22 protein-coding genes are annotated in these 23216 nt (G+C 70.5%); 15 read left to right on the top strand and 7 right to left on the bottom strand.

Features of this window, described 5'->3' with window-relative positions:
- Positions 1 to 189: 189 nt before the first annotated feature.
- Positions 190 to 675, bottom strand: coding sequence for a MarR family winged helix-turn-helix transcriptional regulator (locus ABB07_RS05910; protein ID WP_208897712.1), 486 nt, complete (start codon positions 673 to 675; stop codon positions 190 to 192).
- A gap of 161 nt (positions 676 to 836) precedes the next feature.
- Between ABB07_RS05910 and ABB07_RS05905 the strand changes: the two genes are divergently transcribed.
- The 7 genes from ABB07_RS05905 (at position 837) to ABB07_RS05875 (ending at position 7965) form a co-directional block, all read left to right on the top strand.
- The gene (locus ABB07_RS05905) at positions 837 to 1997 is read left to right on the top strand and encodes a PP2C family protein-serine/threonine phosphatase (RefSeq protein WP_208897711.1); all 1161 of its coding nucleotides are present in this window, start codon (positions 837 to 839) and stop codon (positions 1995 to 1997) included.
- A gap of 148 nt (positions 1998 to 2145) precedes the next feature.
- A complete protein-coding gene (locus ABB07_RS05900; RefSeq protein WP_208897710.1) occupies positions 2146 to 3024 on the top strand; it encodes an STAS domain-containing protein in 879 nt (292 codons plus the stop codon).
- Entirely contained in the window at positions 3021 to 3434 is a 414-nt protein-coding gene (locus tag ABB07_RS05895) for an STAS domain-containing protein (protein WP_208897709.1), read from the top strand. The genes ABB07_RS05900 and ABB07_RS05895 overlap by 4 nt, the downstream gene beginning before the upstream one ends.
- Entirely contained in the window at positions 3434 to 3880 is a 447-nt protein-coding gene (locus ABB07_RS05890; protein WP_208897708.1) for an ATP-binding protein, read from the top strand. The genes ABB07_RS05895 and ABB07_RS05890 overlap by 1 nt, the downstream gene beginning before the upstream one ends.
- Positions 3877 to 4932, top strand: a complete 1056-nt coding sequence (locus ABB07_RS05885; protein WP_208897707.1) for a SpoIIE family protein phosphatase — start codon at positions 3877 to 3879, stop codon at positions 4930 to 4932. Before ABB07_RS05890 ends, ABB07_RS05885 begins: the two co-directional genes overlap by 4 nt.
- A complete protein-coding gene (locus ABB07_RS05880) occupies positions 4929 to 6770 on the top strand; it encodes a PP2C family protein-serine/threonine phosphatase (RefSeq protein ID WP_208897706.1) in 1842 nt (613 codons plus the stop codon). Before ABB07_RS05885 ends, ABB07_RS05880 begins: the two co-directional genes overlap by 4 nt.
- Entirely contained in the window at positions 6748 to 7965 is a 1218-nt protein-coding gene (locus ABB07_RS05875) for a PP2C family protein-serine/threonine phosphatase (protein ID WP_208897705.1), read from the top strand. Before ABB07_RS05880 ends, ABB07_RS05875 begins: the two co-directional genes overlap by 23 nt.
- A 31-nt stretch (positions 7966 to 7996) precedes the next feature.
- Here ABB07_RS05875 and ABB07_RS05870 read toward each other — a convergent pair whose 3' ends face one another.
- Together ABB07_RS05870 and ABB07_RS05865 are read right to left on the bottom strand one after the other, a co-directional pair.
- Positions 7997 to 8485: a MarR family winged helix-turn-helix transcriptional regulator gene (locus ABB07_RS05870; protein ID WP_208897704.1), complete on the bottom strand. Its 489-nt coding sequence runs from the start codon at positions 8483 to 8485 to the stop codon at positions 7997 to 7999.
- 45 nt (positions 8486 to 8530) lie between these two features.
- A complete protein-coding gene (locus ABB07_RS05865; protein WP_208897703.1) occupies positions 8531 to 8866 on the bottom strand; it encodes a SpoIIE family protein phosphatase in 336 nt (111 codons plus the stop codon).
- A 243-nt stretch (positions 8867 to 9109) separates the two neighbouring features.
- On the opposite strand from ABB07_RS05865, the gene ABB07_RS05860 reads away from it, so the two are divergent.
- Positions 9110 to 9913 (top strand): DUF429 domain-containing protein, encoded by an 804-nt coding sequence (locus ABB07_RS05860; RefSeq protein ID WP_244189229.1) that lies wholly within the window; start codon positions 9110 to 9112, stop codon positions 9911 to 9913.
- 632 nt (positions 9914 to 10545) lie between these two features.
- On the top strand, positions 10546 to 12132 hold the full coding sequence (locus ABB07_RS05855; RefSeq protein WP_208897702.1) for a protein kinase domain-containing protein: 1587 nt from the start codon (positions 10546 to 10548) through the stop codon (positions 12130 to 12132).
- Positions 12133 to 12220: 88 nt separating this feature from the next.
- On the opposite strand, the gene ABB07_RS05850 is transcribed toward ABB07_RS05855, so the two are convergent.
- Together ABB07_RS05850 and ABB07_RS05845 are read right to left on the bottom strand one after the other, a co-directional pair.
- The gene (locus ABB07_RS05850; protein WP_208897701.1) at positions 12221 to 12415 is read right to left on the bottom strand and encodes a hypothetical protein; all 195 of its coding nucleotides are present in this window, start codon (positions 12413 to 12415) and stop codon (positions 12221 to 12223) included.
- Between the two features lie 84 nt (positions 12416 to 12499).
- Positions 12500 to 14131: a hypothetical protein gene (locus ABB07_RS05845; RefSeq protein ID WP_208897700.1), complete on the bottom strand. Its 1632-nt coding sequence runs from the start codon at positions 14129 to 14131 to the stop codon at positions 12500 to 12502.
- A gap of 416 nt (positions 14132 to 14547) precedes the next feature.
- Between ABB07_RS05845 and ABB07_RS05840 the strand changes: the two genes are divergently transcribed.
- From ABB07_RS05840 to ABB07_RS05825, 4 genes are all read left to right on the top strand, one after another.
- Entirely contained in the window at positions 14548 to 15513 is a 966-nt protein-coding gene (locus tag ABB07_RS05840) for an SDR family NAD(P)-dependent oxidoreductase (RefSeq protein WP_208897699.1), read from the top strand.
- Between the two features lie 411 nt (positions 15514 to 15924).
- Positions 15925 to 16350 (top strand): hypothetical protein, encoded by a 426-nt coding sequence (locus tag ABB07_RS05835; RefSeq protein WP_208897698.1) that lies wholly within the window; start codon positions 15925 to 15927, stop codon positions 16348 to 16350.
- Positions 16351 to 16656: 306 nt separating this feature from the next.
- Positions 16657 to 17556: a YihY/virulence factor BrkB family protein gene (locus ABB07_RS05830; RefSeq protein WP_244189228.1), complete on the top strand. Its 900-nt coding sequence runs from the start codon at positions 16657 to 16659 to the stop codon at positions 17554 to 17556.
- 129 nt (positions 17557 to 17685) lie between these two features.
- A complete protein-coding gene (locus tag ABB07_RS05825; RefSeq protein ID WP_208897697.1) occupies positions 17686 to 18495 on the top strand; it encodes a DUF427 domain-containing protein in 810 nt (269 codons plus the stop codon).
- 60 nt (positions 18496 to 18555) lie between these two features.
- Here the strand turns inward: ABB07_RS05825 and ABB07_RS05820 are convergent, their stop codons facing one another.
- Both ABB07_RS05820 and ABB07_RS05815 read right to left on the bottom strand, forming a co-directional pair.
- Positions 18556 to 18975, bottom strand: coding sequence for a ribonuclease domain-containing protein (locus ABB07_RS05820; RefSeq protein ID WP_208897696.1), 420 nt, complete (start codon positions 18973 to 18975; stop codon positions 18556 to 18558).
- Between the two features lie 171 nt (positions 18976 to 19146).
- A complete protein-coding gene (locus ABB07_RS05815; RefSeq protein ID WP_208897695.1) occupies positions 19147 to 20397 on the bottom strand; it encodes an MptA/MptB family glycosyltransferase in 1251 nt (416 codons plus the stop codon).
- A 390-nt stretch (positions 20398 to 20787) separates the two neighbouring features.
- Between ABB07_RS05815 and ABB07_RS05810 the strand changes: the two genes are divergently transcribed.
- Both ABB07_RS05810 and ABB07_RS05805 read left to right on the top strand, forming a co-directional pair.
- Positions 20788 to 21360: a hypothetical protein gene (locus tag ABB07_RS05810; protein WP_208897694.1), complete on the top strand. Its 573-nt coding sequence runs from the start codon at positions 20788 to 20790 to the stop codon at positions 21358 to 21360.
- A gap of 262 nt (positions 21361 to 21622) precedes the next feature.
- The gene (locus tag ABB07_RS05805) at positions 21623 to 23167 is read left to right on the top strand and encodes an FMN-binding glutamate synthase family protein (protein WP_208897693.1); all 1545 of its coding nucleotides are present in this window, start codon (positions 21623 to 21625) and stop codon (positions 23165 to 23167) included.
- Positions 23168 to 23216 lie beyond the last annotated feature (49 nt).

Here is a 23216-nt window from a genome sequence, read left to right as displayed (position 1 = left end):
GGGTATCCGAAGCCAGGTAGCGCCCGAGAGCGTCAGTTGTCATTTGACAATAATGCCCCTAGGGCAAGAAAGTAGCCGTGTCGTGCTGCACGGGGAAGGGTGTGGAATGTTCCGGTGGGCGGAGGCCGCTCCGTGCGCTGGCCACCGACGCCCCGCAGTGTCGGGGAGCCCGGTGGGGCGGCCGCGTCGTCAGGCGGTCCGGTCGTCCGGCTGCTGCGCGCTGTCGTGTATCTGCAGTGCCGCCGCGCGGCAGAACGCCTCGAGTCCTTCCAGCAGCGCCGTTCGCTTGCCGGCGGGCATGAGGGCCAGCACCGTCTGCAGTTCCTGCTCCCTGCGTGCGCGCAGGTCGTCCAGGAAGGCGCGGCCCCGATTGCTGAGGTGCAACCGTACTTCGCGCCGGTTGGCGGCGCTGACCACGCGCTCGACGAGCCCGGCTGCGACCAGGCGGTCGCACAGCCGGCTGGTGGACGGGGGCGTCGAGGCAAGTGCGTCACTGAGCGTGCGCAGGTTGATACCGTCCTGGTGCTCCAGCATGAGCAGCACCCGCATCTGTGACGCGGACGCCGGAGCGGTGGACGCCCGCCCCCACAGGACTTCCAGCAACTCTCCGGCCGTCGCGGTCACACGGGCGACCTCGACGGGTTCCGGGCGGGGGCGGAAAGCAGCCACTGTCACACTCTCGCAGGCACTGGGACGGCCGCCAGCCTACTAGGTGCCCACAGCGGCCAGAGATGGTTTGGACGGCCCGGACAGCTTGGCGCGGCTGAATCGTACGACCTCGTCACGTAGGCGAGGGCGGTTTAAGTGTCCGCTGAAAGATTGGTGTATTTACCATCGTGAACAGATTTGTGACCGCCGAGCGCGCCCTGCGTACGGCGGCACCCCACGAGTTGCTCGACGCCGTCCGTCGTGCGCTGATCGAGCAGTACGCCGCGGAGTCCGTGGAACTGTTCATGGCCGATTACGGCCTGACCGTGCTTCAGCCGGTGTCGGTGCTGCCGCACACCATGGAGCCGGTGTCCGTGCACAACAGCGTTGTGGGCCGGGCTTTCGGTGCTCAGGAGCCGGTCGTTGAGGCCGACGCAGGCCGTTGCGCGCGTGTGCATCTGCCGGTCAGCGTGCGCGGGGACCGGTTGGGCGTCCTGTCTGTGACTCTGCCGGACGACGGCCGGGTGCACGACCTGCTGGGCGAGCTCATGGACATCGCAGAGGTGCTCGGCCACGAGGTGATCGTGGCCGAGAGGGACACCGACATCTATCTGCAGGCGCGGCGCAAGGACCGGCTCACGCTGGCAGCCGAGATGCAGTGGCAGCTCCTGCCCGGACGTTCCTGCTCCCGCCCCGAGTACGAGTTGGGCGCGCAACTGGAGCCGGCGTACGCGATCTTCGGTGACAACTTCGACTGGTCCGCCACGGCCGACCACCTGATGCTGTACGTCACCAACGGCATGGGCGAGGGCATAGAGGCCTCCCTGCTGACGAACCTGGCCATCAACGCCCTGCGCAACGCCCGGCGTGCCGGGATCGCCATCGACGACCAAGCGGCCCTGGCCGACCAGGCGGTCTACGCCCACTACAGTGGCCGCTGCTATCTGTCGGTGCTGATGTTCGACTTCGACCTCGCAACAGGTCATGCCAAGGTCGTGGACGCCGGCTCCCCGCAGATGCTGCGGCTACGGGGTGGCGCGGTCGAACGGGTCACCTTCGAGGCGCAGCTCCCGCTGGGCATGTTCGAAGAGACCGACTATGTGGCCCAGGAGTTCCGGGTCGAGCCCGGAGACCGGCTCGTCTTCGTGAGCGATGGTGTGTACGCGGTCGCCGACCCCAAGGGCGAGGCGTACGGCGACGTCGCGCTGGCCCGGGCGATCCAGGCCACCCGGCTGCTCCCCGCCGCCGAGGTCCCGCGCGCCATCCTGCGCGAGCTGACCGGACACCGAGGCCGGCCCGTTCCCGATGACGACGCCCTCGTGGTCTGCCTCGACTGGCACGGCCGCTGATCAGATCGCGACCCGCCCCCTCGATATGTGTCGATCCCGTGTTGTTTGCGTCACGCGCCCGGCGCTAACGTTTGCCATGAGGCAATAATCGTCTCTTGGTAAGTGTGGCCGCCCGCGGCCGCTGAGCCTGTACAGAGGGGACGATGAGGTGTCGGAGCAAGAGGCGGTCGAATCGACGGCGCGCCAGCTGGGAGCCTTCCTGGAGCGCCGCCGCGAGCAGATCGCTCAGCGCTGGGCCGATGCCCCGCTCTTCCGCGCGGTCTTCACCGTCTCGCGTGACGAGGCCGTGGAGGCGTGCAAGGCCGTCGTGGACGCGCTGTCTGACGTGGCGTCGGCCGGGCGGCTCGAGGACATCGAGGCACCCGGCTTCGACAATGTGCGCGAGCAGTTGGGGCGTATGTCCGGCTCCCGGACCCGCTCCGGATCGAGCCCTGCCCGGATCGCGGACGAAGTCGCCGCCCTGCGTGCCCCGGTCGCCGAGCTGCTGCGGGCCGAATTCCCCGACTCCTCCGCCCCCGAGGCGGCGGAGGGTCTTCTGGCGCTGACCGCTCTGATGGGCACCCTGCGCCTGGTGGTGATGCGGACGGCGCTCAGTGCGGGTGAGGAGCTGATCGCGCGGCAGCGGCAGCAACTGCTCGAAGTGGCCACCCCGGTGATCAACCTGTGGGAGGGCATCGTCGCCGTACCGCTGATCGGCACCCTGGACAGCGCCCGCAGCCAGGTGGTGATGGAATCCTTGCTGGAGGGCATCGTCAACCAGCGCGCCCGTTACGCCATCCTCGACATCACCGGTGTTCCCACGGTCGACTCGCTCGTCGCCCAGCACCTGATGAAGACGGTCGCCGCCGCCCGACTGATGGGCGCCGAGTGCATCGTCTCCGGCATCCGCCCGGCCATCGCGCAGACCATCGTCCAGCTCGGCATCGATCTGGGCTCCGTCCTCACCCGCGCCTCGCTCGCCGACGCCCTTGCCTACGCCCTTGGTCAGCAGGGCATCGAAGTGTCCCCGAGGGCGAGCCTGACGTGACCGGTCGCATCCCGGACCGCGCCACCGCGGTACCGGTCCTGGCACTGGGGGAGACCCTGCTGGTCAGCCTCCAGGGGGAGCTGCACGACAGCCTTGCCGAGCAGCTTCAGCACGACATCGCCCACCGCATCGCCGAAAGCACGGCGAACGGTGTGGTCATCGACATCTCCGGGGTGGAGATCGTCGACTCGTTCCTGGGACGCGTACTCGCCGAGATCGCCGCCGGCGCCAGTCTGCTGGCGGCCCGCACCGTCCTGGCCGGCATGCGACCGGCCGTGGCGATCACGCTGGTCGAGCTGGGCCTCACCCTGCCCGGCCTGGCCACGGCCCTCGATGTCGCACGCGCACTGGAACTGCTCGCGCAGCCGTCTCCATCGAGCGCTTCGGACGAACGCGAGAGGGGCACGTGATGCCGGCATCCGACCCCGCCACGGGCACAGTCCTGCCGATCGGCTCGGACGCGGATCTCGCCTGGGTCCGGCAGCAGGTACGCCAGTCCGCCGCGGAACTCGGCTTCGGCCTGGTGCAGCAGACGAAACTGGTCACCGCGGCCAGCGAACTGGCTCGCAACACTCTGGTCCACGGCGGTGGTGGGCACGTGGAGATCAGTTCCCTGTCCCAGGGCGTGACCCGTGGTCTGCGGCTGTCCTTCGTCGACACCGGACCAGGAATCCGCGACGTCGAACTCGCCATGACCGACGGATACACCACGGGCGGCGGCCTGGGCCTCGGGCTGAGCGGGGCCAAACGCCTCGTCAACGAGTTCGAGATCGACACCGAACCAGGCCGGGGCACCACCGTCACCGTCATCGCCTGGGCGACCGGCGTGCCCACAGCTCGCCTGGGGTTGTCATGACTCGCGTCTGGGACATCCCGGTGCACGACTCCACCCGCGTACGGGACGTCCGGGTGGCGGCCGAGGCGGCCGGCCTCCTCGCCGGCCTCGACCCACATCGCACCGCGGTCGCCGCTCTGGTGGCCACCGAGCTGGCGACCAACCTGCTCAAACACGCAGGCGGCGGTCGCATGGTGATCGGCCTCGTCGACCGTCCGCGGGAGGAGACCCGCAGTGCGGCCGTGCAGCTCACCGCCCTCGACCACGGCCCCGGCATCCACGATGTCAACGCGGCCATGCGTGACGGCTACACCACCAGCGAGGCGTCGCTCGGTGCCGGCCTGAGCACCTGCCTGCGTATATCCAGCGCGTTCGACCTGCACAGCACCCACCGGGGCACCGTCGCGGTGGCGCGTATCGACCAGGAGCCCGGCACCACCCGGTCCGCGAAGGGGAGACAAGGTCCGACCGCGGGTGGGATCAACGTACCGCTCGGCCAGGCCGAGGACTCCGGAGATGCCTGGAGCTGCATCCGCTCACAGGCTCGCCTGACCGTGATGCTCGCCGACGGCCTCGGTCACGGAGCCAAGGCCGCGCACGCGTCCAGCGCGGCCGTCGACGAACTGCGCCGCGCCGCGCACCTGCAACCTGCGGAGATCCTGCGCCAGATGCACTCTGCCCTCCGGCCCACCCGCGGGGCGGCCGTGGCCGTGGCCCAGCTGGACACGGACAGTTCGGAGCTGACCTTCGCCGGAGTCGGCAACATCGGCGCCCGGCTGTACGCCTCAGGTTCATGGGAGCACCTTGTGTCCCACCCCGGCATCGTCGGCGCCCAGTTCCCGGCGACGGTACCCGTACAGCGCCGGTCCTGGCAGCAGGGCAGCCTGCTCGTCCTGCACAGCGACGGACTGCCCAGCCGGTGGGTGCCGCCCGACGATCCCGATCTCCTCACCCATGACCCGGCGGTGGTGGCCGCGACCATCCTGCGCGATGCCAACAGCCCTGCAAGCCCCGTACGCGACGACACCAGTGTGGCCGTTCTGACCTCCGAACCCGCGGACCGGCACCCATGATCCCCGTGGACGCTCGGAAGATCACCACCCCTACGGAAGCCGTACGCGCCCGGACCTTCGCGGCGCGCCTCACGGCCGTCTTGCGCGCTCCCGAGGTCGAGCGGGCCCGTTTCCTCACCGAACTCACGGCGCGGCTTCGCCAGTGCCTTGGCCAGGGTGGTGCAGAACTCACCCTCAGTGTGCGGCGGGTCGGCCCGGATGGCAGCGGGCAGGTCCAGGCCGTCGTACGGCCCACCCCGCCGACGCACGACCGGATGCCGCCATGGCGGCTCGCTCTCACCTGCCCCGGCCCCGTGACAGGGAACCTGCCTCCCTTGGCGGACGTGGACGACGACCCGGCCGAGGCCGTCCTCGCGGCGGACGAGGAGACCGCAGCGGTCCTGAGCCGGCTGGCTGAGACGGAGCGGCTGCTCCGTGTCCACCGTGAGGAGCTGCACCAGACCAACCAGGGCGTGCTGGCCCTGCACGCCGAACTGGACGCCGCCGCGCTCACCCAGCAGAAACTCCTCGAAGCCGAACGAGCCGCGCGCGGCGAGGCGGAGAAGGCGCGGCGCCTGCTGACCTTCCTCGCCGACGCCAGCGCGGCCGTGACCGCGTCCCTCGACCACGAGGACATCCTGCGCCGCCTACCCGAACTGCTCGTCCCCGAGTACGCGAGCCGGGTCGACGTATGGCTTTTCGACGACGAACGGGCAGACAGGAACGGCGCCCACCCAGGTGCCGCGGTCGCCGCCGCCCGCACCGACCGTCCCCAACACGCCGGAGCGGACCGAGACGGACTCGCCTGGATCGACGATCTCCCGCTCTCCAGGACGGAACCCACCGGGCCGGTACTGAGCATCCCGCTCACCGTGCGACGGACCCTGGGCGTGCTGACCCTCACCGCCCCCGGTGACCGCTTCGACGCGGACACCCGCGTCATGCTGCTCGAACTCGCCCGCCGCACCGCCATCGCCCTGGACCACGCGCTGCGCTACGAACAGCACCGGGACACCGCCGAGGCATTGCAACGCGCCCAGCTCACCGACCTGCCCGCCATCGACGGCCTGCACCTGGCCGCCCGCTACCTGCCCGCCACCCGCGGCCTCAACATCGGCGGCGACTGGTACGACGCCTTCTTCCAGCCCGACGGCAGCCTGCTGGCGGTCATAGGAGACGTCACCGGGCACGGTCTGCGCGCCGCCGTCATCATGGGACAGCTCCGCACCGCTCTGCGCGCGTACGCCACCGACAACGACAGCCCCGCCCAGATCCTCACCCGCCTGCACCGCATGCTCCGCCACCAGCAGCCGAACCTGTACGCGACCGCCATGATCGCCCGCTTCCGCCCAGGCGATCCCCAGGTCGTGTGGGCCGCGGCCGGGCACCCGCCGGCCGTGGTCCGCGCGCCCGACGGCAGTGCGCGCGTCCTGGACACCAAACCCGGCGTGATGCTGGGAGTGCCCCTGCCCTTCGAGTACGAGGACCACACGGCCGAACTGCCGGCCGGCTCGACGCTCGTGCTGTACACCGACGGCCTGGTGGAGCGACGCGCCCACGGAATCGACCCAGGAATCGAGCTGCTCAGCCGGACACTGGCCGCCCTGGACGATTCCGATCTGGAAGACCTGGACGCGTGCGCCGAGTCGCTGCTCAAACCGCTGGTGCACGACTCCGAACGCGACGACGACGTCTGCCTCTTGCTGTGCCGCACGACCCAGCCGGTGAGGCCGGACGCGGCTGGTGCCGAATCCCCGGAGCGGGTGACCGTGATCCCCAGCGATCGGGCCGTAACGCGCCTTCAGCGCGATAGCGTGGAGGTCACAAGGGGAGAGGGTGGACGCCGTGAATGCCTCTGAACCGTTCTCGTCCGCGGAGAGCCGACTGCGAGCGGTCCCGCCCCACGCGCTGGTCGCCACCGCCGGGTCTCTTCTGGCCGAGGGCTTCGGCGCTCAGGACGTCACCCTGCTGTTGGCCGACTACGGCCTGACAGTTCTGCAGCCCGTCACGCACCTGCCGCACACCGGCGACCCGGTCTCCGCGCACGACGGCCCGGCCGGCACCGCGTTCACCACTCAGACGCCGGTCGTCGAGGTCATCGCTGACACCACCATGGAACGGGTTTACCTGCCCATCACCGTCCGCGGTGACCGGCTCGGCGTCCTGTCCCTCCGCGTACCCGCTGCCTCCGCAGATCCCGCCACCGTGCTCAGACTCGGCGAGTTCGCCACAGCCCTGGGACACGAGGTCGCCACAGCAGGCCGGGACACCGACCTGTACCTGCAGGCCCGCCGCACCCGCCGTCTCACCCTCGCCGCCGAGATGCAGTGGCAGCTCCTCCCGGGGCGCGGCTGCGCCCGCCGGGAGTACGCCATCGGCGCCCACCTGGAGCCGGCCTACGCCGTCGGTGGCGACAACTTCGACTGGTCGACCAGCGCCGACCACCTCACCCTCACCGTCACCGACGGCATGGGCCAGGGCATCGACGCCTCCCTGCTCACCAACCTCGCCGTCAGCGCCATGCGCAACGCCCGCCGTGCCGGGATCGGGCTCGCCGACCAGGCCGCCCTGGCGGACCAGGCCGTCTACGCCCAGTACGGAGGCAAGGTGTATGCCTCGACGCTGCTGCTCCGCTTCGACCTGGACACCGGAACCGTGCGCGCGGTGGACGCCGGCTCCCCCCAGCTCTACCGCCTGCGCGCCACCGGTATCGATCTGATCGAACTGGAAGCGCAGCTCCCGCTGGGCATGTTCGAGGAGACCCCGTACGAGGAGCAGACCTTCCAGGTGGAGCCCGGGGACCGCCTGGTCGCCATCAGCACCGGTGTGCACGGCACCCGCTCGGCGACCGGAGACCTCTTCGGGGAACGGGCCCTGCGCCAGATCCTGAGCGCGACCCGCCAGACCCCGCCGCACGAGACGGCGCGCGCGGTCGTCGCCGGCCTGATCGAGCACTTCGGCAGCAAGGACCTCACCTCCGACGCAGTCGTCGTCTGCCTCGACTGGGCGGGCAGGCCCATCGACAGCGCACGGCTCACCCCCGAAGGCACCTGACGGACTCCTCTCACCGTGGCTCCGGAGGCTCTCACGAAGGAGGCAGCGGTCCTTTCTGAGCGGCGAAGAAGGCCTTCATCCCGCGACTCAGCGCCGACCGCTCCGCCGGATCCATGGCCGCCAACGCAACCGTCAGAGCCTGGGCCCGTCGCGCTGCCACATCGTCCAGCACACGGCGTCCCTGCGCGGTGAGACTCAGCCGGACCTCACGGCGCTTCTCCGGATGCAGCGCGCGCTCCAGCATCCCCGCAGCCTCCAGCCGGTCACAGAGACGGCTGGCCGTGGGAAGCCCTATGTCCAGCCGCTCGGCCAGCCCGGTGAGATTCAGCCCCGGCGCCGCCTGAAGAGTCAGAAGCGCCCGAAGCTGGTGCGGGGACAGGCGCAGGGCCGCCTCCTGCGCGGCCAGCGACCACAGGTTCGTGAGACTCTCCACGGCATCGGCGATCTCCGACGCGACGGCGTCCGGGCCATCGTCCGGTCCCTCCACACGGTCGCCGCCGGAGTCGTCGAGACGGGTCACGAACACATCGCTTTCAGTGAGATCCGCATGCTGCCGAGACAATCCTCATTCAATCGCTGTACCCGAAGACAAGGGGTGCAAGCAGCTCCTGGGACGACTGAACATCGCCTGGACGCTACCGGTCGCGGGGGCTGAGATCGGGCGCAATGCCCGTACCTGTGTCAAACGAGGCACGGCGAGGCGCACGTCGTCGGCGTGCCCGTTGGGCGGCAACGCCTGCAGAACGGCGTCGCACAGGGAGTCCAGGGAGGGCGCCGGCCGGGCGAGCGCCTCGCGCAGCGCTTTCATGCCCGGGTCGATGTCGCGGTCGCGGGCTTCGATCAGGCCGTCGGTGTACAGCGCGAGCAGTCTGCCTTCCGGCAGGGTGACGTCGGCGGTCACCGCGACCTACCCGGCCGCGCAGGCGGCCATGCTGCCCACCAGGACCTGGCCGCGGATGCCGCCCCCTGCGGCACCATGTACCGCGCGGGTGGCCGGCAGGCGTTGACCGTCCACACCCCCGGCGGACCCGTTGCCTCCATACGCGCCGCTCTCTGTCGGCCCGCGTCCTGGCCGGTTGCCGGCTCGTCCGCGGGGCGGGCGCGTCGGCTGCACGATGATCCGAGCCGAAGGCGGGACACACGCATGGAACGGTCGAGAATCCTGGTCCTGTCCCGGTCCCGCCGGGACGCCGTGGGCAACCTGCTCCGGGACGGTGACACCGTTGGTGGCGAAGGGGCTGGTCCGGTCTGGTGTGTAAGCGAGGACGGAATGGACGTTCTGGGTATCGACGCCTGCGGAAGGCAGGGGTGGGTCGGGATCCGGCTCACGGACGGCGCCTACGCGGGAAGCCTGGTGGGAGGGTCGCTCGACACGCTGGTCGAGCGTGCCGGCGACGTAGCGGCGATCGCCGTGGACATGCCGCTGGGCCTGGTGGAGAAGGGTTGGCGTGCCGCTGATCTCGCGGCCAGGGCTCTGCTGGGGATGCGACGGAGCAGCGTTTTCCTCATCGCGCCGAGGCCGGCATGGCAGGAGCCTGATTATGCGAGGGCCGCACAGCGATGCCAGGAGCTCGCCGGGAGCCGTTTGAGCCGGCAGGCGTGGGCACTGGCACCGAAGCTTCTCGAGGCCCGGGCGTGCTGGCTCGCCGACGAGCGCATCCATGAGGCGCACCCAGAGCTGTCTTTCCATGCTTTGGCCGGCGGGGTGCCACTGACATACGCCAAGAAGACCTGGCGCGGCCAGAACCTGCGCCGCGCCCTGCTGGCCGAGGCCGGAGTCGGGCTCCCGGACGAACTCGGAGAGGCCGACCGCACCCCGACGGACGACGTGCTGGACGCCACCGCCGCCGCTTGGTCGGCGCACCGCATTGCGCTCGGGATCGCAGAGCAGGTTCCCACGGTGCCCGAGTTGGATTCGGAGGGCCGCCGCATCGAGATTCGGTACTGACTTCGCATCAGTAACAGGGTCTTGTGAGGACGCGAGGCGACCATGAAGCCGGACACCTCGCCTGCCTGGTTCGCGGCGTGGCCTGAACTCAGCAGCAAAGCTTCCCTTGTGCCAGCAAGACGCGGAGCGCCCACGGTAGGAGCCGGGCGAGCGCCGCCGACAGCGCGCGATCCGGTCGGTCCGGCTTTGCTGCGGCGATCTGGCGGCGCAGCACCGCGACCTCGTGCCGCAGAGTGAGGATCTCCGCGTTCTGCGCCGCGGTAGATCGGCACAGCAGAGCCAGCCATGCGCAGACCCCGCGTGGCGAGCAGGTAGATCAGCCGAACGAGCACGAAGACTGATCTTGCGCCACCGCTGCCAGGGCTCATGTCTCGAGGCCAGAGGCGGTGAAGCAAATCCGGAGCCCTAGGGGTGTCATTCGTGCCGGTCACTGCGGCGGTCTCCCGGATCGCCCCCACGCACAGACCTGTGGTGTCCGCGGTGCCGCCCTGTCGGTCACCGCGGCGAGTGGTCCAGTTGTCCATGCCGATAATCTTGTGCTCGTTCGGGGGCGGAGCGAGGCCGGCCGGCGGTCTGCGGACCACGGGCACGCGGTGTACGCGTCCGGCGGGCGAGGGGGGATGTTGAGACCGATGGGTGATGACACCACGGGTGGGACGGGCGCCGGGTTGCGCACGGTGGGCCACGGCAGGTACATGCTGCGGCAGCTGTTGGGCCAGGGCGGGATGGCCACCGTCCACCTTGCACACGACTCCGTGCTGGAGCGCCCGGTGGCGGTCAAGACGCTCCACACCGGCCTGGGCGACGAGCCGTCCTTCCGCGAGCGGTTCCGCCGCGAGGCACAGGCGGTGGCGCGGCTGAGCCACACCAACATCGTGGCGGTGTTCGACAGCGGTGAAGACTTCGGTTCGGACACCGGCCCGGTGCCGTACATCGTCATGGAGTACGTCGAGGGCGTGTCGCTGTCCGCACTGCTCCGCGAGGAGATCGACAAGCACGGCGCGATGCCCTGGGACCGTGCGCTGAGGATCACCGCGGATGTGCTCTCGGCGCTGGCCGCCTCCCATGAACAGGGCCTGGTCCACAGGGACATCAAGCCGGGCAATGTGATGGTCACCCCACACGGGGTGGTGAAGGTGATGGACTTCGGCATCGCCCGCGCGCTGCAGTCCGGGGTGACGTCCGTGACGCAGACGGGCATGGTGGTGGGCACGCCCCAGTACCTTTCGCCGGAGCAGGCGCTGGGCAGGAGTATCGATGTCCGAACCGATCTTTACTCGGTGGGCTGCATGCTGTTCGAACTGCTCACCGGGCGGCCGCCGTTCGACGGGGACACGGCCTTCTCCATCGCCTATCAGCACATCCAGGAGCAGCCGCCCGCGCCGTCCAGCATGAACCAGGCGATCAGCCCGGCGGTGGACGCCCTGGTGGCCCGAGCGCTGAGCAAGGACCCGGCGCACCGCTTCCCCACCGCCGAGGCGATGCGGGATGAGGTGGAGCGGGTGCTGTCCGGCGTGCAGGGCGGCGTGAAGTCGCCGCACGGAGCGGTGCCGGGCCCCAGTGGTGTCACACCGGCGAAGCACCCGCGGCGCCGACGTGTCGCCTATGCCGCCGGTGCGGCCGTGGTCTTCGCGGCCGGTGGAACCGCCGCGGCCCAGCTCTTGCCGGGTCACACGGGGCCCGCCAAGGTTTCGCATGGCAAGCCGTCCGAGGAGAGAAGCAGCCGGGCATCCGGAGGCTTCACCGCGGCGTCTCCGTGGCGGCTCGTCGTCAGCGACCAGATCGGGGGCCGGGACAATGGCTGCACCGTTACGCTGACCAACACCGACACCGGTCAGCAGCAGGTTTTTGAGAACTACGGCACCAAGTCGTACCTGGCACACACCTCAGGACCGTTTCGCTGGGCGGCCAACCACCCGGGCTGCCAGGTGGTGCACCGATCCGGAGCGGGGACGGCGGTGCTGCCCGCCACCCGGGAGTACGGCACGGGCGACACCGAAGGCTTCAGGGTGCGGGGGCCGATATCCGTGAGGGTGTTGGACTTCAACGGTGCCGGCGACTGCAGGCTTGATCTACGCGACGCCGCAAACGGAGAGGCCGTCGACCTGGGTACGGTCGCCAAAGGCGGCGGCCCGCTGAAGCTCGACCCGAGCGGACACTCCCAGGTCTACCTCGCTGATCTGCAGTGCAGTGTGAGGGTCACCGCCGCTCGCCGGTGAGAGCTGACAGGAGGCTGACCGGAGGCGGCGCACGGCACAACCGACACACCGTCAGCGTCCTCGATCAGATGACCGGTCTTCGTGTCCATCAGGTGTCCCTTCTGAGAGGGCTGCCACCTTCGCGCAGATAGACGGTGCGCGGGTGGGTGAGGTCGGGATAGAGGGCGGTTTCTTCCTCTTTGAACTCGCAGCGGTAGTAGACGCGGCTGCGGATGGTGACGGGCCGCATCTTGCGCCCGCCCAGGCTGCACCGGACCTGGCCGCGTAGAGAGTAGTGGCGCACGCCCGGCTTGTCGGCGCGCTCCTGCTGCCCCTGTTGCGGGCGCGGTCGGCGGGCCGCACTTGTCCGTCTCCGGCTCGGTGGAGATCAGCTGTCGCAGCCCGGCCCACACGACGGGGAGGCGGAGGCGTCGGTCGGCGGGGTGGGCTGGGTGGTGGGGGTCGGGCTTGCGCCGCTGCCGGCCGGTGGGGTGCTCGGTGACGGGGACGGTGACGAGGACGGGATGCTCGGTGACGTGGACGGGGAGGTGCTGGTCGTGGGAGCGGCGGAGGGAGGCGTCTGGCCGAGGGCCGTCAACACCGCGTCGGTGACCATTCCGTCCGCGTTCGTGGTGAGGACGACGGGGTCGGCGGCGCCGAGCAGATGATCGCAGCCCAGGTTGGTGAACGTCTGGTTGGCTCGTGCCGCGAGGAAACCGAAGAGGTTGGGTGCCGTGGCAGGGTCTGGCGAGGGCGCCTTCTCGAAGAGTGACTTGTCCTTGAAGACCCGCCGGATGCCGGCCGGATCGCGGAAGAGGGTGGTGCAGAAGGCCGCTCCGTCACCGTCGGTGCCGGCACCGACCGCGGGCATGTCGACTCCGCTGCGGTACGCGTTGGTCTTCGCGACGCTGCCACGGCCGTCGACGAGCGTCATCGGGTCGTTCCGCGGGACCAGCGCGATCGGCGCTCTCTGGCGGGCCGCGGCGGACAGTTCGTCCAGCGCGAGGGCGGACGTGGCCCGGCCGTCGCCGGACTGGTCGGGCGCGGTGAAGGGCTTGCAGCCGAGGGCGGGGTCCATGAACTGGGTGAGCAACAGGTTGTCGCTGCCGTTGGCGAGGTCCTTGGGGGCGCGGGTGGTCGCCGACCCGGCCCTGCCGTTGTGCCGGTGGTGTCGGTCACCGCGGTTGGTCAGCCGGGCGGCCTTCCTGAGGGCGGCCCGGCTCGCGGCGTTGTTCTGGGCGATACGGCCGTGCGCGTCGGCGAGGTAGTGGGTCACCACGTTGTCGCTACCGTCCTGGTCCACGACGGAGAAGTCCCGCGTGGTCGGGCAGGGCAGGCCGTCCTTGGCTCTGCCGAGCGCCGGAATCCTGAGGTGCCCCTTGGCGATCTGGGCGTTGGCGGCCCGGAAGAAGGCCGGCGCGTTGCAGTACGCGAACTGCCCGAAGACCGATCCCGGCAGGCCGTTGACGCACTGGCCCCGGGCTGGACCGCCCCGACGGCCGCTTGCCCGCAAGGTCAGCTCGGCGCTGTTGAAACCGAACCAGATACCCACGGTCGAGCCGCGCGGCACCGAGGGCCGGGCGGTGGGCGCGGCCGGTCTCGTGCCCTTGTCGATCACCAACGGGTGGTAGACGGACAGCTTGCCGTTCGGGGTGACGATCGCCGCTTCCACGAACGCCGACTGGTCGGGGTTGGCCTCGTGACAGGGTCCCTGTGCCGGATCGGTCGCGACGAGTCTGTACGGCGTGGCCAGGCCGCGGGCGGTGAGCGGATTGTCCGGCACCAGCAGCGTGCAGTTCGGATCCGGCTTGCGGGCCGCTGCGTCGGGCTGTGCGGAGGCTGCCTGGTTCGTTCGCGGGCGGTGCTGGGCACGGACGTCCGCCGCGAACACCGACCCCGCGACGACGGCGAGAATCACGGGGCCGCCGATGAGCGCGAGTGACATCTTCGACAGCTTCCGGTGCCGGGCGTGCTCCCGCCGCGCGGTACGCGACGACTGTGTCAGGTCCTTGCGGGTCACTTCGGTGCTCCTCACTGTGCGTCCTTCCGTGGGGAGTGGCCCACGGTCGCGCGGGCGCACGACGGTCGTGACAGTGCGGACCCTTCTGGGCGTGGCAGAGGGACAGGCAACCGGATCGCCCCGCCCGAGGGATCCCCTCGCGGTACGTGCCGCGCTCACGGGCGGTTCAACGGCCGCGCCAGTCATTGCCGAACCTTGACGGAGCGGGAGGCGTGATCGATGGTGAGCGCACGCCGACGAGAGGCCGGGCGGATCGCCCCGGGGGCGGACCGCGAACGGGTCACCGGGGGGACTCGCGCAGGGTGCGGCCATCCGCGGCACGCACTCTCTTCCCGCGGTGGCTCAGCGCTCCGCTCCCGCGGTGGCTCAGCGCTCCGCTTGACTTCGAGTGCGCTCCAATCCATAGCGTTCCGGGTATGAGCACTGCACAGCACAAGATCGGATCCGGTTTCGGCGCCACCAGTACCGCCGAGGACGTCCTGCAGGGCATCGACCTGACCGGAAGGCTCGCCCTCGTCACCGGCGGTTACTCGGGGATCGGCCTGGAGACCACCCGGGCGCTCGCCGGGGCCGGGGCCCATGTGGTCGTGCCCGCCCGTCGCCCGGCCACGGCCGAGCAGGCGCTGAGCGCCGTCCCCGGAGTGGAACTGGACGAGTTGGACCTCGGCGACCTGGAGAGTGTGCGCGGCTTCTCCGAGCGGTTCCTCGCCTCCGGACGCGACATCGACATGGTGATCGACAGCGCCGGGATCATGGCGTGCCCGGAGACCCGGGTGGGTCCCGGCTGGGAGGCCCAGTTCGCCACAAACCACCTCGGTCACTTCGCCCTCGTCAACCGTTTGTGGCCGGCGATCGCACCGGGCGGCGCCCGGGTCGTCTCGGTCTCCTCCCGGGGCCACCACTTCTCCGGCATCCGCTGGGACGACATCCACTGGCGGCAGGGCTACGACAAGTGGGAGGCCTATGGCCAGGCCAAGACCGCCAACGTCCTGTTCGCCGTCGAGCTCGACAAGCTGGGCCGCGATGCCGGCGTCAGGGCCTTCGCCCTGCACCCCGGCGGCATCATCACCCCGCTCCAACGGCACCTGCCCAAGGAGGAGATGATCGAGCGCGGCTGGATCGACGAGGACGGCAACGTACTCAACCCCGAGGGATTCAAGACGCCGCCGCAGGGTGCGGCCACCCAGGTGTGGGCGGCGACCTCGCCGCAGCTGGACGGGCTCGGCGGCGTCTATCTGGAGGACTGCGACATCGCCGAGCCCGCGCGGGAGGGCGACGCCGAGCGCCTGGGAGTGAAGGACTGGGCGATCGACCCGGAGCAGGCGGCTCGGCTGTGGGAGCTCTCGGCGGAACTGACGGGCGTCAACGCGTTCGCCGCCTAGAACTCCGGGGACCCCGTGGCAGGTCCGGGGAGCATCGAGTTCTTGGCCTCGCCCGGTCGCCGTGCCGCGACCAACCAGGCTTACGGGCCGGATGAGCAGCATGCCGTCCTGGCCTCCTGGGCGCTGCCCCCGCGCGAGCGGCCGCCGCCGTTCGCCGCGCTGCCGTCGGCCTCCGGAAGTGCGCGCACAGGTTTCCGGCGACTGGGCGAGGGGCGTCACGGCTCGACCAGCAGGGTGATGAGGCGTCACACCTTGCGGCCGCCTTTGCCTGATCGCGGATAATTCTGGATGAGACGGATATGTCGTATAGCCGTAACAGTGCAGGCCGGGCCACCGGGCGGTCGGCCGGCTCATCCGGCCGATCAGCAGGGCGCCCTGGCGTCTTGAGCGGGGATCCACGGGAGGAAGCCCATGACCAGGACGAGAAGCACCGGGATGAAGGCGCGTGGCGGCCGCCTGGCCGTGGCCGGTGCGCTGGGGACGGCATCGTTGGCCCTGGCCGCGGTGCCCGCGTACGCCAAGGGCGACGTGGATGTCACGGCGCCGCGTACGGCGCATGGCGGCCAGACCTTCACGGTCACGGCGCACGGGGACGACGATGCCGTCCGCTACGTGCGGGTGTGCCTGCAGCAGCGGAGCGGCGGGCACGCGTGGCGCCAGGTGGCCTGCGGTGCCGCAGTCCCCAGCGGCACGGAGGCGCGGGCCGCCGCGCACGTGAAGGACGCGGGGCGCGGCCCGGTGGACTTCCGCGCGGCGATGTACGGCCTGACCGGCCCGCGTGATCACCACCCGGTGCGCCGGCGCACGTCCGCCCCGGTGACGGTGCAGGTCCGCTGAGCGGCCAGCGCGGCCGCGAACAGCGGACACCCCCACTGGACATCACAGCGCAGACACCGGTGCCGGCGAAGTCCGTCCCGGGACAACTGGTGTCGCTCGGAGCCGATGCCCTGGGCCCGATCCATCCGATGTCTTCGGTTGTGGTCCGTACCGTCTTGCCGCCGTGCAGGGCGGGTAAACGGGAAGCGGGCGCGTCGGTCACGGATGTGGAGGGACGGGCCCGTGAGTATGTCGGACAAGGCGGAAGAGGACCTCGAACCGGCCGGAGAAAGGACCAAGGAGGCGGGGTGAAGGGGGGCGTGGGCAGTGGGTAGCAGGAGCATCCGTGCCCTGCGCGAGACCGGCGGCCGGATCGGCCGGTGGTGGGCCGCGCTGCGCCGGACCCCTGTGGCGATCTGGAACGACGACGTAACGGACTGGGCCGCCGCTCTGACCTACTACGCGGTCCTGGCCCTGTTCCCCGTGCTGCTGGTGCTCCTCTCGGTGCTGGGGCTCACCGTGCCCACGGCGAAACCGGAAGTGATCGACCGGATCACCCGCGTGGCGCCCGTCGCGTCCCGCGACTTGCTGCGCAGCGCCCTGGAGCAGATGGCCGGCCAGTCCTCGGCAGCCTGGCTGCTGGTCTCCTTCGGCGCGGCCGGGGCCCTGTGGTCGGGCTCCAGCTATCTGAGTGTCTTTCGCCGCGCTCTGCACGCCATGTACCACGTCAGCTCGCACCGGCCGGTGTGGCGGACGGCCCCCCGCATCATCGTCACGGCCATCACGCTGATCGTCCTTCTCCTGACCACGACGCTCGCTCTGCTGCTGAGCGGCAGCCTGGTACGACGTCTGGGCCGAGCACTGGAGATGGGCAGCGTTCCCCGGGCCGCATGGGACACCTTGCGCTGGCCCGTTCTGGCCGTGGTGGCCATCGTCCTGGTCCTCGTGCTCTACCGTTCCGGTCCCGCACCGTCGCGTCCGCTGCGAAAGATGGCGCCGGGCGGGGGACTGGCGATCGTGCTCCTGCTGTCGACCTCCCTCGGATTCACCGTCTACGCCTCCCATGTGAGCACCTACCACCGCCTGTACGGCTCCCTGGCCGGGGTCGTGGTCTTCCTCATCTGGCTGTGGCTGTCCAACCTGGCACTCCTGGCAGGTGCACAGTTCAACGTCGAGCTCGCCCGGCAGGCCGTCGACGCTCCCGCGCGCGGACATCGACAACCCTGACGGCCGGTGACGGCGGGGGCCCGGATCTGCGCACGTTCCCCGGGGTGCCGTCGTCCAGGTGGCCGTTCGAGCGTCCGCCGGAAAAGCTGGACGTAGGGGAAGCGGCCGAGCGGACCGAGGTGATCGCCGATGGCGGACGAGAGTGTGGACTACCCGGGCCTTGTCGTCCCGGCCGGGCATGTCGAGCCGGTGCCGCGGCGCATCCGTGCGCAGGTCGGCGGCCGCTGCGTGTTCGACACCCGGCGCGCGCTGTACGTGTGGGAGTGGCCCGGCTATCCGCAGTACAGCATTCCGCTGCGGGATCTGGCCGAGGGCGTCCTGAGCGACGACGGCCGCACCGGCCGGCTGGGCCCCGGCCCCGCACGGCGGCACTCGCTGCGCGTCGGCTCCGAGGTCCGTGCGGGTGCGGCCTGGGTCTGGGACGAGGGAGCCCCGGAAGCGCTCATCGGCACCGCCCGATTCCGGTGGGACGCGATCGACGCGTGGTACGAAGAGGAAGAGCAGGTCTTCGTGCATCCGAGGAGCCCTTACACCCGGGTGGACGCGCTGCGCTCGTCCAGCAGCGTACGCGTCGAGGTGGACGGCACCGTCCTGGCGGACGCGCCGTCGTCGGTGAAGCTCTTCGAAACCGGCCTGCCGACTCGCTACTACCTGGAGCGGCCCTACGTCGACTGGAGCCTGCTGCGTTCCTCGGACACGGTGACGGCGTGCCCGTACAAGGGCAGGACCAGCGCGTACTGGTCGTTCGTGCGCGGGGCCCGCGTCCATGACGATCTCGCCTGGGCCTACGACTTCCCGACGGTGTCGTGCGCCGCCATCGCGGGGATGGTCGCCTTCTACAACGAGCACGTCGACCTGTACGTGGACGGCGTCCTGCTCCCACGGCCCACCGCCCTCTCGCGCGCTCAGTGGGACAAGCAGCAGCGGGCACGTTCCTGAGCCGCCTCGGCACGCCACGGCGTCGGGGGCGGTCCCGGGCGGACCGCCCCTCTCGGTGTGTCAGAGCCGGTAGAAGTCGGTGTAGTGGTTGGGCGAATACCAGACGGCGCCGGTGTCGGAGTCGACGACGATCCGGTAGGCGTCCCGATGGGCGCCGCAGGCGCGCGGGTAGACGTCGTACTCGTAGAAGGTGTCACCGGACGGCAGTTGCCCGTCGTTGTTGTAGAACTCGCCGCCCGCGTAGCTGCACTCGCCGTCCGGCCAGTCGTACCAGCCCCGAGCGGTCGGGTAGCCGAGGTCGGACCAGGTCGAGTTCGCCGAGGCCGCGTCGGAGCATCCGCCGATGCTGCAGGAGTTGTAGACCGCCGCATTCGCGGCGGGGCCGTTGACGGCGGACACACTGAGTACGGACGCGATGGCGGCGACCAGCACCGCGGACCGCTTGGCCCAGGTCAGCCGGGGACGTCGCAGAGTCAGCAAGGAACCCTCCAAGAGCAGGCAGGCATGGCCATGACACCCTGATCGGCTTGTGTGACCACCGGGTGTATCGCCGGTTGCGGGGGAGGGGCAATCGCCTTTGCCGCAGGTGGCGCCGCCTCGGCCGGCACCGTCGGCGATGCGGTGAGGGTCTTGGCCGCCGCACCCGGCCTCTCACCATGTCCAGCCGTGACCGCCGCTGTTGTGGGACATGGCCAGGACGGCGGTGGTCACGGTGAGGTACCGAGTCGCGCGGCCCGGGCTGAACAGGGCTGCCGTGGCCCAGGCGAGAGCTGTGTACCACGGCATGGACCATGGCGCCGAGAGGATCCAGGCGAAGGCCAGCGCGAACGGCAGGGCACCGACAGCCGGCGTCTGGGCAACGGCAGCGCGGCGGAGCAGCCAGGCCAGGGCGAGCATCACCACCGGCCACAGCACGCTGACCGTCGCAGCGGCCGCGCGAGGGCCCAGGACCGCGGTGCCGAACCGGTCGAACACCGCCCACAGCGAGGGGGTCGAGACCAGTCGGGAGGCCGCGGAGAGCGGGTCCAGCGCGTGGGCGCCGTAGGCTCCGTACAGTGCGACCAGGGTCAGCGCTGCCGCGCATGCCTGCCGGGCGGCCGGCCGCCAGGCGCCCGTACGCAGCAGCGGCCACGCCAGCCCGACACCGAACAGACAGGCACTGATCTTCACGCCGCAGGCGAGACCGACCAGCCCTCCCACGATCAGGTCATGGTGCCACCGGGTCGTCCTGCGGGCGACGTGCAGCGCGCAGACGGCCAGCCCCGCGACGAGGGTGTCCAGGTGCCCGCCCGCGACCAGCACGCCGATCAGCAGCGGGTTGACGGTCCACAGCAGACCCGCGCGGACCGGATCGTCGGCGGTGCGCAGCAACACGTACCCGGTACCCACGAAGACGGCGGCGTTCGCGAGCATCAACGCCCATATCGTCAGCCAGGGCCGCTCCTGCCCGATGAACGCCGCCGCGCCCTGCCACCACGTCGCCACCGGCCCGTACACGGAGGGCGTGCGCTGCCATGCCGCGCTCACCAGGTGGGCGTACGCGCCGCCGAGCCGGGCGGGAGTCGTCACGTACGGGTCACCGCCGAGCTCGGCGATACGGCCGTACGCGGCGTAGCTGGCCGTGTCGGAGGAGCCGACCGGGGTGAGGTTGGCGACGGCCAGCGCGGTCAGGGCGCCGAGCTTGTACAGGAGCCGGGCATCGGGTCTCCACCCCCGCTCATGGGCCTTGAGCATGCCCAGCGCGCCCCAGCAGGACAGCACGACGGCCGTGGTCGTGACCGTCTGGGAGACGGTGCCGGCCATCGCGGGCAGCCGGAGCCAGGTGACCGGTGCCCTCAGCGTGTTGTGGTTGGGCGCGCTCGCGCCGACCAGAGCGAACAGTGCGACACCGGCCCCGGCCATCCACACCGCTGGGCTCGGTGTCCGTCTGTCGACGACCGTCAGCTGGGGCGGGGGAGTTCTCCGTGTCGGCCTCACGAGACGCAAAGCCCACGTGTTGTGGTCGGTCGTCAAGGTCGCTCTCTCGGGTGGTACGTCAGCTCGCGGGGTTGCGTTTCTTCGGGCGGTCCACCTCCGCTGGACCGGTCCTCGCGCCACGTCACCGCCAGACTACCGATGGCCGCAGCGGCTGTTCCCTGGACGCGACCTGGGACGGCTGTATCCGCAGCCCGCCGTCCCCGATCCGGCCGATGGTCAAGACTCCACCATGTGACATCTGCGCCTGAGAGCAGGCGAGTTGTCCGACGTACTGGAGGAGGAAGCAGATGGCGGCTCCCGACGAAGGGCAATTCCGTGATACCGCAACGCATCGTGCTCGGCTCCGTCGCAGGGCTCGCGTCCGCGTTCCTGCTGGCGGCATGCGGCTCTTCGAACCACGACGCCTCGAGCGCGGACTCCGGCACCGCCATGCCCGCCGCCACGGCCGCGTCGGATCCCGCGATCTCCGCATCGGCCACCTCCGCGCCCGCGGACAGCGGCAGTTCCACCGGCGGGCACCTGGCCACGACCACGATGCTGGTGGCCAGGGCGGTGCAGGGGATGGGCAGTGTGGTCACCGACGACAAGGGGATGACGCTCTACCGCTACGACAGGGACCAGGCGAATCCCTCCAAGTGGACGTGTGCCGGTGCGTGTACGAAGACGTGGATGCCCGTCATGGTATCGGGGCCCGTACGGACCTCGGGGGTGGAGAAGAGCCTTCTCGGCACGGTCCACCGCAACGGCATGAAGCAGGTCACCCTCGGCGGCTGGCCGCTGTACCGGTACCTGGGCGACACCAAGGCCGGGCAGATGAACGGCCAGGGCAAGGGCATGCAGTGGTACGCCGTCACCCCGACCGGCCGCAAGTCCGCCATGACGGGCTGAGCGGCGGTCGTGGCGGGCCCGGTCGTCCACCCGTAATGGTGGTCCCCTGCCACCGTAGCGCTCCCGCCGCAACGAGCCGATCGCAGCGCGGCCGCCTGTGACCGGACCCTGGCCACGTGCCCGTACGAGCGGCCTCTTAGTATCAAGTCGCATTCTCCGACGGACGCCGATGCCCGCTTGGCGGTGCCTGCCGGCCAACGCCCCGCACGACACAACGACTCCACCGCACGGCGATGGAGCCGTGCATCGAGGAGGAACGTTCATGCACGCCCGGAGGATCGGCGCGGCCGCCGCGACAGCAGTAGCGCTTCTGGCCGCCCGCGACCTCATCCAGAAGAGGCACGCACTGCTCCGGAACTTCCCGGTGGTCGGGCACGCCCGGTACCTGTTGGAGACGATCGGGCCGGAGCTGCGGCAGTACATCGTGACGTCCAACGAGGAGGAGCGCCCGTTCAGCCGGGACCAGCGCACCTGGATCTACGCGTCGGCGAAGGAGGAGAACAACTACTTCGGATTCGGAACCGACGTCGACGTCGAGCACGTGCAGGGGCACGCCTACCTGAAGCAGCGCACGTTCGCCGGAGCGCTGCCCGACGCGCACGACCCGCAGGCCCCCCTGCCCTCGGCCAAAGTGCTGGGCGGGCCGCGCGGGCGCGCCAAGGCGTTCCGGCCGGCGAGCGTGGTGAACATCTCGGCGATGAGCTTCGGATCGCTCTCCGGCGCGGCCGTCACGGCGCTCAACAAGGGGGCGGCGCTGGCGGGCACGATGCACAACACGGGCGAGGGCGGCCTCTCGCCGTACCACCGCAACGGTGGTGACCTCGTCCTCCAGATCGGTACGGCGTACTTCGGCTGCCGCAACGAGGACGGCAGCTTCAACCTCGCCAAGCTCAAGGACGTGGTCGCCGGCGCCCCGGTCAAGGCGATAGAGATCAAGCTCTCCCAGGGCGCCAAGCCGGGGCTGGGCGGGATGCTGCCGGGCGCGAAGGTGACCGAGGAGATCGCCGGGATCCGTGGCATCCCGGTCGGCAAGGACTGCGCCTCCCCGTCGCGGCACAGCGCGTTCAGTGACGTCGACTCGATGCTCGACTTCGTGGAGTTGCTCGCCACCGAGACCGGTCTGCCCGTCGGGGTCAAGAGCGCGGTGGGAGACATGGGCTTCTGGCAGGAACTGGCCACGCTCATGGCGCGCGGTGACCGTGGTGTCGACTTCGTGACCGTCGACGGCGGCGAGGGCGGCACCGGGGCGGCGCCGCTGATCTTCACCGACTCGGTGTCGCTGCCGTTCCGGATGGGCTTCTCCCGGGTCTACGGCACCTTCGCCGAGCTGGGGCTGACGGACGACCTGACCTTCATCGGCTCCGGCAAGCTCGGCCTGCCCGAGAACGCCATGGTCGCCTTCGCCCTGGGCGCCGACATGATCAACGTGGCCCGTGAGGCGATGCTGTCCATCGGCTGCATCCAGGCGCAGAAGTGCCACACCGACAGGTGCCCCACCGGCATCGCAACCCAGAACCCGTGGCTGGCCCGTGGCATCGACCCGGCCTCGAAGGCCACCCGGGCCGCCGTCTACCTGCGGACCCTGCGCAAGGAGCTGATCAAGGTGTCGGCGGCCGTCGGCGTCGCGCACCCGGCACTCATCACACCCCACGACATCGAGATCATGAACGGCGACTACGAGGCCCGCACCCTGGCCGGCGTCTACGGCTACAAGGATGGCTGGGGCGAGCTCGGCCCGCACCTCGCCGATGAGATCACGGCACTGCTCACCACCGAGCCGGCCGCCGCTCACAAGCCGGCCGTCTGACGCGCCGGCAGCGACGAGCACCGCGCTCAAGGCTCCCTGGGCGCGGAGC

It is taken from the genome of Streptomyces incarnatus, from assembly GCF_001027185.1.
Taxonomy (GTDB): domain Bacteria; phylum Actinomycetota; class Actinomycetes; order Streptomycetales; family Streptomycetaceae; genus Streptomyces; species Streptomyces puniciscabiei.
The sequence above is the reverse complement of the archived record's forward strand: the minus strand, read 5'-3'. Positions and strand labels throughout refer to the sequence as shown.

Bases quoted from the DNA above. Each gene is read 5' to 3' on its own strand.
- ABB07_RS05805 (WP_208897693.1), top strand. From the start codon at position 21,623: ATGCACGCCCGGAGGATCGGCGCGGCCGCCGCGACAGCAGTAGCGCTT.
- ABB07_RS05835 (WP_208897698.1), top strand. From the start codon at position 15,925: ATGACCAGGACGAGAAGCACCGGGATGAAGGCGCGTGGCGGCCGCCTG.
- ABB07_RS05855 (WP_208897702.1), top strand. From the start codon at position 10,546: ATGGGTGATGACACCACGGGTGGGACGGGCGCCGGGTTGCGCACGGTG.
- ABB07_RS05815 (WP_208897695.1), bottom strand. From the start codon at position 20,397: ATGGCCGGGGCCGGTGTCGCACTGTTCGCTCTGGTCGGCGCGAGCGCG.
- ABB07_RS05890 (WP_208897708.1), top strand. From the start codon at position 3,434: ATGCCGGCATCCGACCCCGCCACGGGCACAGTCCTGCCGATCGGCTCG.
- ABB07_RS05880 (WP_208897706.1), top strand. From the start codon at position 4,929: ATGATCCCCGTGGACGCTCGGAAGATCACCACCCCTACGGAAGCCGTA.
- ABB07_RS05860 (WP_244189229.1), top strand. From the start codon at position 9,110: ATGGAACGGTCGAGAATCCTGGTCCTGTCCCGGTCCCGCCGGGACGCC.
- ABB07_RS05885 (WP_208897707.1), top strand. From the start codon at position 3,877: ATGACTCGCGTCTGGGACATCCCGGTGCACGACTCCACCCGCGTACGG.
- ABB07_RS05825 (WP_208897697.1), top strand. From the start codon at position 17,686: ATGGCGGACGAGAGTGTGGACTACCCGGGCCTTGTCGTCCCGGCCGGG.
- ABB07_RS05840 (WP_208897699.1), top strand. From the start codon at position 14,548: ATGAGCACTGCACAGCACAAGATCGGATCCGGTTTCGGCGCCACCAGT.